The following is a 14548-nucleotide window of genomic DNA, read 5'->3' on the forward strand; positions in this document are numbered from 1 at the left end:
GAATCAGAAATATCTAAACTAGAGTCCGAAAACCCAGCAAAACAATCGCCAGCCGGAAATTAGCTGACTAAAAATGCCCGACCCTCCACACGGGGAGTGAAGAGGCCGGAACCAAAAAATAATTGGCACTGACATTCATCGACACACTATTGAGTTCTCAAAGAACACACGCACACACCATCGCCCGGTTTGAGCCGATTGATCGGTGAAGCAACTTTTCCAGCTTAGCTCAGCCGTGAACCCAGTTGCAAACTGAGGTCTCGTTCGAGCTAGTGTGACCGTCAGGCGCTCCTCGTCCTACCTCGTTTCCCTGGCCTCCCGCTCAGCGTTTCCGCTCAGCTTCTCGGCTCCGGGTCGGTGTCCGTGTCGCTCTGACTTGGAATAAGTTACGTGTCTGCGTGCACCATGTCAAATCGCCTGGTCAGAACGCATTTTCCGGAACGCTTTCGGTAACTCGCCGCCACCGACCCGAACGCCGCGGCACTCAATCCACGACGCCGACGCGCCTTACCTCGCCACCGAGCGCCTGCAGCTGCTCGACGAAATTCGGATATCCGCGATCAATGTGGAAGACGTCGTGCACTTCGGTGGTCCCGTCGGCGACCAAGCCCGCCAGCACCAGACCCGCGCCGGCTCGAATATCCGACGACCACACCGGAGCGCTCGACAACCGCGGGATCCCACGGACCACCGCGTGGTGCCCATCGGTGCGCGCGTCGGCGCCGAGCCGGATCATCTCCTCCACGAACCGGAAGCGCGCCTCGAAGATGTTCTCGGTGATCATCGAGGTCCCGTCCGCGATCGACGCGAGCCCGATGGCCATCGGCTGCAAGTCGGTCGGAAAACCGGGGAACGGCAGGGTCGAGAAATTCACGGCGCGCGGACGCTCCGCCTGGACCACCCGGAAGCCGTCCTGCTCGAACGAAATGCGCGCACCCGCGGACCGCAGCTTGTCCAGCACCAGCGACAGGTGCTTGGGATTCACGCCGGTGACGCGGATGTCGCCCAGCGTCATCGACGCGGCGATGCCCCAAGTCGCGGCGACGATGCGGTCCCCGATGACGCGGTGCGTGGTGGGCTCGAGCCGTTCGACCCCCTGGATGGTGAGCACCGACGTGCCCGCGCCGCTGATCCGCGCGCCCATCCGGACGAGCATGTTGCACAGGTCGACGATGTCGGGCTCGCGCGCGGCGTTGTCGATCACCGTCTCGCCCTCGGCGAGCACCGCCGCCATGAGGATGTTCTCGGTCGCGCCGACCGAGGGGAAATCCAGGCGGATGCGCGCACCCTGCAATTCGTCGGCCTTGGCTACCACACAACCGTGCTCGATCTCGCTGGTCGCGCCGAGTAGGCGCAGACCGGCCTGGTGCATGTCCAGCGGTCGGGAGCCGATGGCGTCACCGCCGGGCAGCGCCACGACGGCGCGCTTGCACCGCGCCATCAGCGGACCGAGCACGCACACCGACGCGCGGAACTGGGTCACCGCGGGGAAGTCCGCGTGATACTTCGGTTCGGCGGGCGTGGTGATGGCGACCACTCCGCCGTCGATGGTCACGTCGCAGCCGAGACCGCGTAGGACATCACCCATCAGCGGCACGTCGAGGATGTCCGGGCAGTTCGTGATCGTGGTGGTGCCCTCGGCCAGCAGCGCAGCGGCCATCAGTTTGAGGACGCTGTTCTTGGCGCCCCCCACCGTGACCTCACCGACGAGTCGATTTCCGCCGGTAACCAAAAACCGTTCCATGCCGCCTCTCCGCGTATTCGGCGCACTGTTGGTGCAAGGATAGTTGGGGCGGCGCACTACGGTGCCGCCTCTCCACGACTCCCCTCGCCTCCGGACGTTTTCGCCGTTGGAGCGAGTGCCGCGGGATGGGCGTACTGCGATCGACGAGGTGGTCTCGTCACCTTGCCGGCAATACCCAGTGATCGCTCGGGTACTCGCCTCGGGTGCTACGCGATCAGACGCCCGGCCGTTTCCCGCCGGGCTTCCACAGGATATCGCCGCCGGGATTGGCGACCCGGCTCAGGATGAACAGCAGATCCGAGAGGCGATTGAGGTACTTGGCCGGCAGCGCGTTGGTCTCCTCCGGATGGGACTCGATCGCCGCCCAGGCCGAGCGCTCCGCACGGCGGGCGACCGTACGCGCGGTGTGCAGCAGGGCCGCCAGCGCGGTACCGCCGGGCAGGATGAACGAATCGAGCGCAGGCAGTCCGGCGTTGAACTCGTCGCACCACGCTTCGAGCCGATCGATGTACGGCTGGGTGACCCGCAGCGGCGGGTACTTCGGCTCCGCGACCACCGGGGTGGAGAGGTCGGCCCCGGCGTCGAATAGATCGTTCTGTATCTGTCGCAGCACCGCGAGCATCGTTTCGTCCGGGCCGCCGAGGGCGATCGCGACGCCGATGGCGGCGTTCGTCTCGTCGCAGTCGGCGTAGGCGACCAGGCGTGGGTCGGTCTTCGCGACTCGGGAGAAGTCGCTCAATCCCGTGGTCCCGTCATCGCCGGTCCGCGTGTAGATCCGGGTCAAATGCACGCTCACAGCACAACCCTAACGGGCGCGGCCTGCTCGGGCCGCCGATAGCCCTCGGACCGGGAACTACAGCCCCGGCATCCGCCGAGTGCGATCGGAGGGGCGGGATTCCACCCAGGAGAGGAAGGCGGTCAAAGAGTCGCGATCCAGGGCCAACTCGAAGTCGCCCGCGCGGTCGGACACCGCGATCACTGCGATGTCGTCGGTCATGATGTCGTATTCGTCGCCACGGGGGCCGCGGCGATCGCCGATCTCGATGCCCTGACGCCGGATGGTGGAATCCGGGCCGAGTTTCAGGCTGGTGAGTTTGAAGAAGACGAGACGATCCTCGTCATAGCGGATCAGGCCGTGCCGCCACCCCTGACCGCCGCGGGCGGGCAGTACGCGCAGGATCGCGGCAGTTCCGCCGCGCCGCAACATGATCAGGCGGTAAGTCGAGGCCAAGGCGAGGAACACGAGCGTTAGCACCAGAATGATCAGGAGAACCATCCCGGTTTGCAATGCCGTACGTCCCTTCGCTCCGCCGCCGTGTCGTCCACGGCATTCGATTGGCGGTGTACCAGCTTCTCGTGGTTTCGCGGGCTTTCGCCCCGAGCCCGATGCTGACACCGCGTGCGGTCATTCAATCACGGCCCCGAGTTTACAAATGCCCCGGCCGTGTCCGACTCGCCTGAAAGACGCTGTCGGCGGTGAAGGAAGCTTCACCGCCGACAGCGATCGTTCTCGATGACAGGTTGTTGCTAGGCGTTCGCGTTCTGCTCGACCGCGCGCACCCGAGCCTGAGCGGCTCGCTGCTGCTCCTCGCTGGCGTCGGAGTCGGCCAGCACCCGGCGGGCCTCCTCGACGTCCACCTCGTCGGCGAATTCCGCCGACTCGGCGAGCACCCGAACCGAGTTCGCGGTCACCGAGAAGAAGCCGCCGTGCACCGCGGCGACGACCCGCTGACCATCGGTGTCCACGATCGCCACGGTGCCGCCCTCGACCAGCTGGCCGAGCAACGGCTCGTGCCCGGCCATGATGCCGATCTGGCCCTCGGTGGTCTGCGCGCTGACGAACGTCGCCTGGCCGGACCAGAGCAGTCGTTCGACCGCGACGAGATCGACTGACATTTCCGCCATCGGTGACTACTTTCCGAGGATCTTCTTCGCGGCCGCCTCGACATCGTCGAGACCACCGCAGCTGTTGAAGGCCTGCTCCGGGTAGCTGTCGAACTCACCCTTGCAGACGCGGTCGAAGTCGTCGATGGTCTGCTCGAGCGGCACGACCGAACCCACCTGACCGGTGAACTTCTCGGCCACGATGAAGTTCTGGCCGAGGAACTTCTCCAGACGACGGGCGCGGCCGACGAGCACCTTGTCCTCTTCGGACAGCTCGTCCATACCGAGGATGGCGATGATGTCCTGCAGTTCCTTGTACTTCTGCAGGATCCGCTTCACCTCGTTGGCCACCCGGAAGTGCCGGTCGCCGACGATCGAGGCCTCCAGGATGCGGGAGGTCGAGGTCAGCGGGTCGACGGCCGGGTAGATGCCCTTCTGCGAAATCGGGCGGGAGAGCTCGGTCGTCGCGTCGAGGTGGGCGAAGGTGGTCGCCGGAGCCGGGTCGGTGTAGTCGTCGGCGGGCACGTAGATGGCCTGCAGCGAGGTGATCGACCGACCACGGGTCGAGGTGATGCGCTCCTGCAGCTCACCCATCTCGTCGGCCAGCGTGGGCTGGTAACCGACGGCGGAGGGCATGCGGCCGAGCAGGGTCGACACCTCGGAACCGGCCTGGGTGAACCGGAAGATGTTGTCGATGAACAGCAGCACGTCCTGGTGCTGCACGTCGCGGAAGTACTCGGCCATGGTCAGGGCCGAGAGCGCGACGCGCATACGGGTGCCCGGCGGCTCGTCCATCTGTCCGAAGACGAGGGCGGTGTCCTGGAGGACGCCCATCTCCTCCATCTCCAGGCGCAGGTCGGTGCCCTCACGGGTGCGCTCGCCGACGCCGGCGAACACGGAGGTGCCGGAGAATTCCCGCGCGATACGGGTGATCATCTCCTGGATCAGAACGGTCTTGCCGACACCGGCGCCACCGAACAGACCGATCTTGCCGCCCTTCACGTACGGGGTGAGCAGGTCGATGACCTTGATGCCCGTCTCCAGGATCTCGGTCTTGCCCTCGAGCTGGTCGAACGACGGCGGCTTGCGGTGGATGCCCCACTGCTCGCCCTCGCGGCCGAGGCCGGGGGTGTCCAGGCAGTCGCCGAGGGCGTTGAAGACGTGGCCCTTGACCACGTCACCGACCGGCACCGAGATCGGCTTGCCGGTGTCGGTGACGGTGGCACCGCGGACCAGGCCGTCGGTCGGCTGCATCGAGATGGTGCGCACGATGTTGTCGCCGAGGTGCTGGGCGACCTCGAGGGTCAGGGTCTTGGCCACCGAGGTCAGGGTGATCTCGGCGTGCAGAGCGTTGAACAGCTCGGGAATGGCTCCGCGCGGGAACTCGACGTCCACGACGGGGCCGATGACCCGGACGACGCGGCCTGCGGCGCCGCCGGTCCGGCTCGTGTTGTCTTGAGTGACAGCTGCGGTCATTGGTGTTGGTTCTCTCCGTGTCGATGTGCGGCCTTCGAGGGGCCTTCTACGTGCCCGTCGCTCAGGCCGCGGGTGGCGCTCAGTCGCGGTCCGAGCTCGACGCCAGCGCGTTCACGCCGCCGACGATTTCGCTGATTTCCTGCGTGATCTGGGCTTGGCGCACCGAGTTCGCCTCGCGCTGGAGCACGCTCGCGAGTTCGTTGGCGTTGTCGGTGGCGGCCTTCATTGCGGTGCGCCGAGCCGCTGACTCGGATGCCGCTGCCTCGAGCAACGACGCGTAGATGCGCGTGTTGACGTACTTGGGCAGCAGCGCCGCCAGCAGCACATCGGCGTCGGGCTCGAATTCGTACTGCGCGTGGACGTCCGCGGTCGGTGAATCCGACACGATGTCCTCACCCAGGTCGAAGTTCTCGTCGACGTAGCTCACCTGGATCGGCGCCAATCGGCGCACCTCAGGGGTCTGCGTCAGCATCGAGACGAAGCGGGTGTACACGACGTGCAGCTCGTCGACACCGGCGATGTCACCCGTCCCGTTCGGAGCGGGCACCGCCCCGTCGGAGCCCGCCATGAAGGCGTCGACCAGGTGGTGGCACGCGGACGAAGCATCGGAGTACTTCGGCTGCTGCGAGAACCCGGTCCACGCCGACACGTACGAGCGATTGCGGAAGGCGTAGTACGTCAGGCCCTTGTTGCCCATGACGTAGAGCACCGGCTCTTTGCCTTCGTCACGCAAGGTGGTCATCAGCTCTTCCGCGCGCTTGAGCACGTTCGAGTTGTAGCCACCGCACATGCCGCTGTCACTGGTGATCACCAGCACGGCCGCCCGGCGCGGGTTGGCGCGCTCGGTCAGCAGCGGATGCGAAAGGTTCTTCGACGCGCTCGCCAGCTCGCTGAGGACCTTGGTGATCTCCTCCGCGTACGGCTTCGCGGCCGCGACCCTGGCCTGAGCCTTGGAGATGCGCGAGGTCGCGATCAGCTCTTGGGCCTTGGTGATCTTCTTGATCGAATTCACACCACGAATGCGGGAGCGCAATTCACGCAAGCTTGCCATCAGCGGTTCACACTCCCTTCATTCGCTGCGTGGGATTGGCGGCATCCGCCGGGCACGAGGTGGTCGCTGCCACCCTCGTGCCCGTCGCGCATGCCGCGGATCGAATAGCGCATTTGCCGACCCGCGTTACTTCTCGACGTGCTTGCGGGTCACCGACAGCGACTCGACCTCTTCGTGGTCGAGCTGGCCGGCTTCGGCCTCGTTGACCACGGGCGTGCCGTCGGAGGTGAGGAAGGTTCCCAAGAACTTCTTGGTCGCCGCCTCGACCTGCTCGGCCGCCTCGCCGGCGAGCACCTTGCCGCCCTCGATCGCCTTGAACACGTCGGCGGCGCTGCGGTGCAGCTCCTCGAGCAGTTCGGCGTTGAAGCGGCGGATGTCCGCGACCGGGATCGAGTCGAAGTGGCCACGGTCGACCAGGTAGATCGAGATGATCTGATCCTCGACCGGCACCGGCGAGTACTGGTCCTGCTTGAGCAGCTCGACCCAGCGGGCGCCGCGCTCGAGCTGAGCCAGCGAGGCCGCGTCCAGGTCGGAGGCGAAGGCGGAGAACGCCTCCAGCTCGCGGTACTGCGCCAGCTCGAGGCGCAGCGAACCGGCCACCTTCTTCATGCCCTTGGTCTGGGCGGCGCCACCGACGCGGGAGACCGAGGTACCGACGTTGATCGCCGGGCGGACACCCTTGTTGAACAGGTCGGACTCGAGGAAGACCTGACCGTCGGTGATGGAGATGACGTTGGTCGGGATGAACGCCGAGATGTCGTTGGCCTTGGTCTCGATGATCGGCAGACCGGTCATCGAGCCCGCGCCCAGCTCGTCGGACAGCTTCGCGCAACGCTCCAGCAGCCGGGAGTGCAGGTAGAAGACGTCACCCGGGTAGGCCTCGCGGCCCGGCGGGCGACGCAGCAGCAGCGAGATGGCGCGGTACGCCTCGGCCTGCTTGGTCAGGTCGTCGAACACGATGAGCACGTGCTTGCCCTGGTACATCCAGTGCTGGCCGATGGCCGAACCGGTGTAGGGGGCCAGCCACTTGAAGCCGGCGGAGTCGGAGGCCGGGGCGGCGACGATGGTGGTGTACTCCAGCGCGCCGTGCTGCTCCAGCGCGGCCTTGACGCCCGCGATGGTGGAGCCCTTCTGGCCGATGGCTACGTAGATGCAGCGCACCTGCTTGGTCGGGTCGCCGGTCTCCCAGTTGGCCTTCTGGTTCAGGATCGCGTCGATGCAGACCGCGGTCTTGCCGGTCTTGCGGTCGCCGATGATCAGCTGACGCTGGCCACGGCCGATGGCGGTCAGCGCGTCGATCGCGGTGATGCCGGTGGCCAGCGGCTCCTCGACCGGCTGGCGCTCCAGCACGGTCGCGGCCTGCAGCTCGAGCACGCGCTGTTCCTCGGACTCGATCTCGCCGAGGCCGTCGATCGGCTGGCCCAGCGGGTTCACCACGCGGCCGAGGAACTTGTCGCCGACCGGAACCGAGAGCACGTCACCGGTCCTGCGGACCTCCTGGCCCTCCTCGATCTCGGCGAACTCGCCGAGGATGACCGCACCGATCTCACGGTCCTCGAGGTTCAGCGCGACGCCGAGCACGCCGCCCGGGAACTCGAGCAGCTCGTTGGCCATTGCCGAAGGCAGGCCGCTGACGTGCGCGATGCCGTCACTGGTGTCGGTGACCACACCGACTTCTTCGATGGAGGTCTCGGGGGTGTAGCTCTTGGTGTAGCTCTCGATCGCGCTACGGATCTCGTCGGAGGAGATCGTCAGCTCCGCCATGTTCTTCCTGCTCTCGCTGTCTGGGTCTGGAATGTCGGGGGTGGTGGAAGCGCGCTAGGTCAGGGCCCGGCGCAGCTTCTCCAGTCGGCCGAGTGCGCTGCCGTCGATCACGTCGTCACCGACGCGCACCACGACTCCGCTCAGCAGACTCGGGTCGACCTGGATGTGCACCGTGGTCGCCTTGCCGTAGATGCGCCGCAGCGACGCGGCCAGCCGGTCGCGCTGCTGCTCGCTGAGCCCGATCGCGGCGCGCACGTGCGCGACGATCTGATCGCGACGCGCCGCCGCGAGGTCGGCCAGCTCGTCGAAGGCGGCGCTGATGCCCGACCGCTGCCTGGTCACCACCTGCTCCGCCAGGGTCAGGGTGATGGGCTCCGTCTTACCGGCGAGCAGCCGGTTGACCAGCTCGCTCTTGGCCGAGGCCTGCTGCGACCGATCCGACAGTGCCTGCTCCAACTCGGGGTTGTCGCTGATGATCCGGCCGAGCCGGAACAGCTCGTCCTCCACCGCTTCGAGCCGGCCACGCTGGGCCGCCGACTCCAGCAACGCCTCCTGGCCGAGCAGCACCAGGGTGTCCACCAGGTCGGAGGTGCGCGACCAGTCCTGGGCCACCGCGGTGGTCAGCACTGCCAGCGTGGCAGCGCTGACCTTGCCGCCGAAGACCCGCTCGCACAGTTCCGCGCGCACGGAACCCGGCACCGACACGTCCGCGAGCGCCACACGCAGCGAACGCTGGTCGTCCAGCACGGCGACAACGGCGAACAGTTCCGAGCCCGTCGTGGCCGCAGCACTGTCGCTTCCGGTCAGAGCGGCCCGAAGCGCCTCCCGAGACCGGGCACTGGCCTCGCGGCTCGCTGCGTACATGCTTCTCACTTTCGCGTCGTTACCTTCCGACCCCGATGCCTGCGTCGGTCTGGTCGAGCTCGTCGAGGAACCGGTCGATCGAGGCGGCCTGCTTGGCCTCGTCCGAAACCGACTGCCCGATGATCTTCTCGGCCAGGTCGACGGCCGTGCGGCCGACCTCGTGGCGCAGCTCCGTCAGGATCTGCTGGCGCTGTGCTTCCAGCTGCGTGTGGCCCGCCGCGATGATGCGATCGGCTTCGGCCTGGGCCTCCGAGCGCATCTGCGCGAGAATCTCCTGGCCCTGGGTGCGCGCGTCCTCCCGGATGCGCGCGGCCTCGAGCCGGGCCTCGGCCAGCTGCTGCTGGTACTGCTGCAGGGTGAGCTGAGCTTCTTCCTGCGCGGCTTCCGCGCGAGCGATGCCGCCTTCGATCTTGTCCGAGCGCTCGTCGAGCGTCTTCATCAGGCGCGGGACCACGTACTTGTAGAACAGGGCCGCGATGATGACGACGCAGACGATCGACCAGACGATGTCGTACGTTTCGGGGATGAGAGGATTCACATCCTCTCCCTCCGCCGCCGCGAGCAAAACTGACTCGTACATCGGAATCAGAAAATGAAGCCGGCGACGAGACCGATAAGGGCGAGGGCCTCGGTGAACGCGATACCGAGGAACATGTTGGTGCGGATGGTGCCCTGCAGCTCAGGCTGACGCGCGATGCCCTCGATGGCCTTGCCGACGACGATGCCGACGCCGATGCCGGGGCCGATCGCGGCGAGACCGTAGCCGACGGCGCCCAGGCCCTTGAAGGTGCTCTCGTTCGTGGCGGCTTCCTGGGCCAGGTAAGCGAGGCTCATGAGTCTTCCATTCCCTTTCTGTTGCTCACCCGCCGGTCGGCGTGGTGTAGCAGGTTTCCGGTAGTTGTGTCGGTCAGGTCAGTGATCGGCCGCGTGCTGTGCGAGTCCGATGTATACGGCGGTCAGCAGCGCAAACACGTAGGCCTGCAGGAAGATGACCAACAGCTCGAAGAGCGTGAATCCGAGTCCCGCGAGCAGCGAGAACGGCGAGAACACCTTCATCCACGAGGTGGCGTCGAACAGGAAGAACCAGGTCGCGCTGAAGAACAGCACCAGCATGATGTGGCCGGCCAGCATGTTCGCCATGAGTCGGACGGTCAGCGTGAACGGACGCAGGATGAAGGTCGAGACGAACTCGATCGGAATCAGCAGCACATGCAGTGCGGGGGGAACGTTCGGAACGACGATGCTGCTGCGCATGTAGTTGAAGAAGCCGTACTTCCTGATACCGACGTAGTTGAACGCCAGGTACGCGATGACGGCCAGCACCAGCGGCATGCCGATTCGGGCGTTCGACGAGATGTTCAACCCCGGAACGACACCCGAGAAGTTCAGAAAGAGGACCGTGAAGAAGATCGTCGCGATCAGCGGGAAGAACTTCCGTCCCGTTTCCTTGCCGAGGACCTCGTCGCAGATCTGCTCTTTGACGAAGACCAGGCCGATTTCGGCGACATTCTGCAGGCCGCGCGGAACGATCCGGGGCGAGCGGAATGCCAGCACCATCACGACCGAGAGAACAGCCGTCATCAGAATGCGGATCAGCATCAATCGATCGAGTTCGAACGGCGTTCCCTCGAACAGCACAGCTGGAGGGAAGAAGTCGGTAAGCGACGGCGCGTGGAACTCGGCCGCCAGAGTGGTGACGCTCAGCGTTCTCTCCCGTGTTCGGGCCGCGGGTACGGTCATTCCCGCGGTTCGATCGGACATTGACGATCAATTTGGGTCGACTCAGGTCGGCTCGAAGTTCGTCAGCAGCTGTGCGGTGGTTCGAAATCCACCAGGCGTCTGTACGTGTGTCGGCGACATTCGTCGACATGCAGAACCGGAACACCCCTCGGAGCCCGGCACGGCAGTAAGCATAGCGGCCCATGCAGGGGATCTCGGCGGTGACCCCTCACTGATCCCCGACTTGGTCGCTTGCTTACCAACACTTTACCAAGTCATCTACGACAGCGTGTAGGGGGTGGGGGGTTTTCGTTACTGGCGGGTATCGGACGTGGGTTCCGAGTCGGTCGTCGTCACGTACGGAACCTTCTGCCGGACAACGCCGTACGTCTCCGCACCGAGCACGATCACCAGCGCGCCGACCACGGTGAGGAACAACACGACCCGGTCGTAGAAGTCGAATCGGTGCAGGATCCCGACGACGATCAGCGCCACCAGGACCTTCCCCACCCAGCTGACCAGCATGACCAGGCCCGCGGTGCTCGGCGGCAGTTTCGCGCCGAACAGCACCACGGCCGCGGTGGTGAGGATGAAGCCGCCGCCGATCGCGGCGCCGAGCACCGCGCCCCACACGCCGGCGACACCCGATACGGCCGCGCCCAGCGCGACCGACAGGACCACCAGCACGCCCAAGCCGATCAGTCCGTAGCGCAGCGCGGACCGCAGCGGCGCGTCGGGGCCGGGGACGGGTTCGGGTGTGAAGCTCACAGTCGCCGACTTTACCCGGACGCCGATCCGTCGCCCGCCGGGTCCCCACGCCGCAGCCCCGGAATAGCGGTGATCACCAAAGCGAAAACCAGCCCGCCCGCCATCAGCAATACGACCAGCCTGCGATCCATCAGCGAGGTGCCGACCGCGCCGAACGCGAGCACACCGACCCACAAATAGATCAACAACACCACGCGGCGATGGGAATGGCCGATCTGCAGCAAGCGATGATGCAAGTGCATTTTGTCCGGCGTCGAGAAACTGACGCCCGCGCGAACCCGTCGCACAATGGCGAGCAACAGGTCCAGCACCGGAATGAACATCACCGCGCCGACCAGCAACAGCGGAGAAAGCAGACCGACGATGTCGCGCGGACCGTATCCCTGCAGCGGGATTCGCCCCGAGGCGCCGGTCGAGACCGCGGCCAGCATCAACCCGATCAACATCGAACCGGAGTCGCCCATGAATATGCGCGCGGGCTGGAAATTGTGCGGCAGGAATCCGAGGCAGCCACCCGCGAGCGCGGCGGCAAGCAACGCGGGCGGGTAGGTGTCGACCGAGCCGCCCTGCTCGTTCATCAGCCCGAGGCAGAACACGAAAACCGCCAGCGCGGCGATCAGTCCCAAGCCCGCCGCGAGGCCGTCCAAGCCGTCGACGAAGTTCATGGCGTTGACCAGGGTGACGGTGACCGCGACGGTAACGAGCCCGCCCTGCAATCCGTCCAGCACCACCGTGGTGTTGCTGAACGGGTTGTAGATCACATACCAGCCCAATCCCATGACGGCCATCACGCCCGCCGCCGTCACCTGGCCCGCGAACTTCGTCAGCGCGTCGAGTCCCCAGCGGTCGTCGACGATGCCGACCAGCACGATGATCGTGGCAGCCACCAGCACGGCGATCGGGATGTTGGGTTTGTAGTCGAAGCCGCTGCGCAGCGCGGGCAGCTGGTGGGCGAACAGCACCGCGGCGACCACACCGATGTACATGCCGACGCCGCCCATCCGCGGAATCGGCTTGACGTGCACGTCCCGGTCACGCGGCACGGCCACCGCGCCGAAGCCGATCGCCAGCACCCGCACCCCACCGGTGGCCAGGAACGTCACCACCGCGGAGATGAGCAGCACGACGAGCAGCTCCCGGAGCGGGACGACGGCGCTCGAACCCATCATCCGAGCTGCGCGGCGCCGCTGAGCGCTTCCGGCGACATGCCGAGCACCTCGGCGATGTCGGCGACGGGCACCGCGCCCACGCGCAGGATGCGCGGCTGATCAGCGGTCAGGTCGACGATGGTGGAGGCGACCGCGTGTTCGGCCGGGCCGCCGTCCAGATAGACGCCGACCAGATCGCCGAGTTGATCGCGTGCCTCGGCGGCGGTCTTCGCCGGCGGCTGCCCCGACACGTTGGCGCTGGACACCGCCAGCGGGCCGACCTCGCGCAACAGTTCGAGCGCGACCGGGTGCAGCGGCATCCGCAACATCACCGTCCCGCGGGTGTCGCCGAGATCCCACGCGAGCGAAGGCGCTTGCTGCACAACCAGACTCAGACCGCCGGGCCAGAACGCCCGGATCAGCTCGCGCGCCTGCGGGCGCACCGAGAACACCAGGCCGTCGATGGTGTGCCAGGAACCGACGAGCACCGGCACCGGCATGTCCCTGCCGCGGCGCTTGGCCGCGAGCAACGAGCTCACCGCGGTCGAATCGAACGCGTCGGCGCCCAGCCCGTACAGGGTGTCGGTGGGCAGCACGACCAGACGTCCGGCTTTCAGGGCGCTGGTGGCTGCGGACAGTCCCGCGGCGCGCGAGTCGGGATCCGCGCAGTCGTAGACGGTACTCACGGCAACCATCCTGGCATGCTGGGCCGCCTCTCCGAGAACTCAGGCCGTACTAGTGGGGTGAAACGAGAGTTGCGTTCAGGTCTCGCGTCGGGTGCCGAGCGAGTTCTGGGCGTGCCCGGCGAGTTACCCATGTGCGTACGAAACCTGTCGTCACGTGGGATGCGGCGGCTGTCGCCGCGCGTCGGGAGCATCCTCGATGCGGCCTTTGCGGCTCGGAACCATGCCTGGATCCGTACTCCGCCGCACCGCACGCCATCGTCTCGAGCACCCCCGCCGTTGTTCGGTTGCGCAGTGCCGCGCGGAGGCCGCGCCGCTGTGTCGCGTCTGTTCCTCGGCCCAGCGACCGGTCGCGAGACGCCCCGCGCAACCAGTTCATGCGATGCCGCCACGCAGTCGTGCAGGCGTCGTCGTGTTGCTTCATCCGGCGGTGCGGTCGTCAGAGGACGCGACCATCAGCGGAATGGGCTTGGTCGGCAGCACAGGCGCAGGGAAAGGACCACACGGATTCGGTGCGCAACGGCGCCGGAGGCCGTGCAGAGGACCTGCTCATGTATGCGTTGCGGCGACGAAGCGGGGTTTGCCTGCCAGGTCGGGGTGTTCGACGACGTCGGTGAAGGCGCCGGTGGCGGTGAGGAGGGCGGCTACGCCGGAGCCGTTGGTGTCGTCGTGCTCGATGGCGGTGGCGCCGCCTGGGCGCAGCAGCCGGGTGATGTTCGGGATCATGCCGCGTATCACCGACAATCCGTCCGGGCCGCCGAACAAGGCGACGGACGGATCGTGCTCGGCCACTTCGGGGTCGAGACCTGCGCCCTCCGGGATGTAGGGCGGGTTGGACACGACGATGTCCACCCGGCCGTTCAGATCGGTGAGCAGGCCGGGATCGGTGGCGTCGTCGGCGTAGAGGGTGATCGGGGTATCGCCCGCGGCGATCCGGTCGTCGGCGTTGCGCCGGGCCCAGACCTGCGCGGCGGGATCGAGTTCCACGGCGTGCACTTCGGCGTCGGGGCGCGCGTGCGCGAGGGCCAGCGCGAGCGCGCCCGATCCGGTGCACAGGTCGACGACGATCGGCGTGTGATCGTGCGGCAGCGCCTCCAACTGCGCCAGCGCCCAGGCGTACAGCAACTCGGTCTCCGGGCGCGGCACGAAGACGCCGGGGCCCACCGCGAGATCGAGCGCACCCATCACGGCGGTTCCGGTCAAGTGCTGCAACGGGATTCGCCGTGCCCGGCGGGCGACCAGCTCGCGGTACTCGTCCAACTTGCCGGGCGGGACGAGCGGCGTCAGCACCAGCCTGGTCCGCTCCACGCCGAGGACGTGCGCGGCGAGATGTTCGGCGTCGGCCCGCGGGCTGTGCACCCCGGCGGTCCGTAACGTCTCGATGGCGTCGTTGATGACGGGGCGCAGCGCTACTCGGCTCGTGGACATGACACCGACTCTGCCCGAA

Annotated in this window: 15 protein-coding genes; all 15 read right to left on the reverse strand. The window is 66.7% G+C overall.

The window, feature by feature from the left end; translation table 11 throughout:
- Nucleotides 1-484: 484 nt before the first annotated feature.
- The 15 genes from murA to prmC all read right to left on the reverse strand — a co-directional run bounded on the left by murA (nucleotide 485) and on the right by prmC (nucleotide 14529).
- Nucleotides 485-1744 (reverse strand): UDP-N-acetylglucosamine 1-carboxyvinyltransferase, encoded by a 1260-nt coding sequence (murA, locus tag ACIA5H_RS02650; protein WP_397073448.1) that lies wholly within the window; start codon nucleotides 1742-1744, stop codon nucleotides 485-487.
- A 214-nt stretch (nucleotides 1745-1958) separates the two neighbouring features.
- The gene (locus tag ACIA5H_RS02655) at nucleotides 1959-2540 is read right to left on the reverse strand and encodes a cob(I)yrinic acid a,c-diamide adenosyltransferase (protein WP_379252172.1); all 582 of its coding nucleotides are present in this window, start codon (nucleotides 2538-2540) and stop codon (nucleotides 1959-1961) included.
- A 57-nt stretch (nucleotides 2541-2597) separates the two neighbouring features.
- Nucleotides 2598-3020 (reverse strand): DUF2550 domain-containing protein, encoded by a 423-nt coding sequence (locus ACIA5H_RS02660; RefSeq protein WP_039796346.1) that lies wholly within the window; start codon nucleotides 3018-3020, stop codon nucleotides 2598-2600.
- Nucleotides 3021-3271: 251 nt separating this feature from the next.
- Nucleotides 3272-3649: a F0F1 ATP synthase subunit epsilon gene (locus ACIA5H_RS02665; protein ID WP_355073713.1), complete on the reverse strand. Its 378-nt coding sequence runs from the start codon at nucleotides 3647-3649 to the stop codon at nucleotides 3272-3274.
- Nucleotides 3650-3655: 6 nt separating this feature from the next.
- Nucleotides 3656-5104: a F0F1 ATP synthase subunit beta gene (gene atpD, locus ACIA5H_RS02670; protein WP_397073452.1), complete on the reverse strand. Its 1449-nt coding sequence runs from the start codon at nucleotides 5102-5104 to the stop codon at nucleotides 3656-3658.
- A gap of 79 nt (nucleotides 5105-5183) precedes the next feature.
- Nucleotides 5184-6155, reverse strand: coding sequence for a F0F1 ATP synthase subunit gamma (locus tag ACIA5H_RS02675; RefSeq protein WP_355073710.1), 972 nt, complete (start codon nucleotides 6153-6155; stop codon nucleotides 5184-5186).
- 126 nt (nucleotides 6156-6281) lie between these two features.
- Entirely contained in the window at nucleotides 6282-7919 is a 1638-nt protein-coding gene (gene atpA / locus ACIA5H_RS02680) for a F0F1 ATP synthase subunit alpha (protein ID WP_379252171.1), read from the reverse strand.
- 54 nt (nucleotides 7920-7973) lie between these two features.
- Nucleotides 7974-8783 (reverse strand): F0F1 ATP synthase subunit delta, encoded by an 810-nt coding sequence (locus ACIA5H_RS02685; RefSeq protein WP_355073707.1) that lies wholly within the window; start codon nucleotides 8781-8783, stop codon nucleotides 7974-7976.
- A 19-nt stretch (nucleotides 8784-8802) separates the two neighbouring features.
- Nucleotides 8803-9363 carry a F0F1 ATP synthase subunit B gene (locus tag ACIA5H_RS02690; protein ID WP_355073706.1) on the reverse strand — a complete coding sequence of 187 codons (561 nt, stop codon included), beginning with the start codon at nucleotides 9361-9363 and terminating at the stop codon, nucleotides 8803-8805.
- A 5-nt stretch (nucleotides 9364-9368) separates the two neighbouring features.
- A complete protein-coding gene (locus tag ACIA5H_RS02695) occupies nucleotides 9369-9617 on the reverse strand; it encodes an ATP synthase F0 subunit C (protein ID WP_039796339.1) in 249 nt (82 codons plus the stop codon).
- Nucleotides 9618-9695: 78 nt separating this feature from the next.
- Nucleotides 9696-10544 carry a F0F1 ATP synthase subunit A gene (atpB, locus tag ACIA5H_RS02700; protein WP_379252170.1) on the reverse strand — a complete coding sequence of 283 codons (849 nt, stop codon included), beginning with the start codon at nucleotides 10542-10544 and terminating at the stop codon, nucleotides 9696-9698.
- 270 nt (nucleotides 10545-10814) lie between these two features.
- Nucleotides 10815-11270 carry a hypothetical protein gene (locus ACIA5H_RS02705; protein ID WP_355073702.1) on the reverse strand — a complete coding sequence of 152 codons (456 nt, stop codon included), beginning with the start codon at nucleotides 11268-11270 and terminating at the stop codon, nucleotides 10815-10817.
- 11 nt (nucleotides 11271-11281) lie between these two features.
- Nucleotides 11282-12439, reverse strand: a complete 1158-nt coding sequence (locus tag ACIA5H_RS02710; RefSeq protein ID WP_355073701.1) for an MraY family glycosyltransferase — start codon at nucleotides 12437-12439, stop codon at nucleotides 11282-11284.
- Nucleotides 12436-13104 (reverse strand): L-threonylcarbamoyladenylate synthase, encoded by a 669-nt coding sequence (locus ACIA5H_RS02715; protein WP_397073976.1) that lies wholly within the window; start codon nucleotides 13102-13104, stop codon nucleotides 12436-12438. Before ACIA5H_RS02715 ends, ACIA5H_RS02710 begins: the two co-directional genes overlap by 4 nt.
- Nucleotides 13105-13650: 546 nt before the next feature.
- Nucleotides 13651-14529, reverse strand: a complete 879-nt coding sequence (gene prmC / locus ACIA5H_RS02720) for a peptide chain release factor N(5)-glutamine methyltransferase (protein ID WP_379252169.1) — start codon at nucleotides 14527-14529, stop codon at nucleotides 13651-13653.
- Nucleotides 14530-14548: the final 19 nt, after the last annotated feature.

Origin of the sequence: Nocardia sp. NPDC051900, assembly GCF_044452545.1 — a bacterium.
In the GTDB taxonomy this organism is placed as follows: Bacteria; Actinomycetota; Actinomycetes; order Mycobacteriales; family Mycobacteriaceae; genus Nocardia; species Nocardia sichangensis.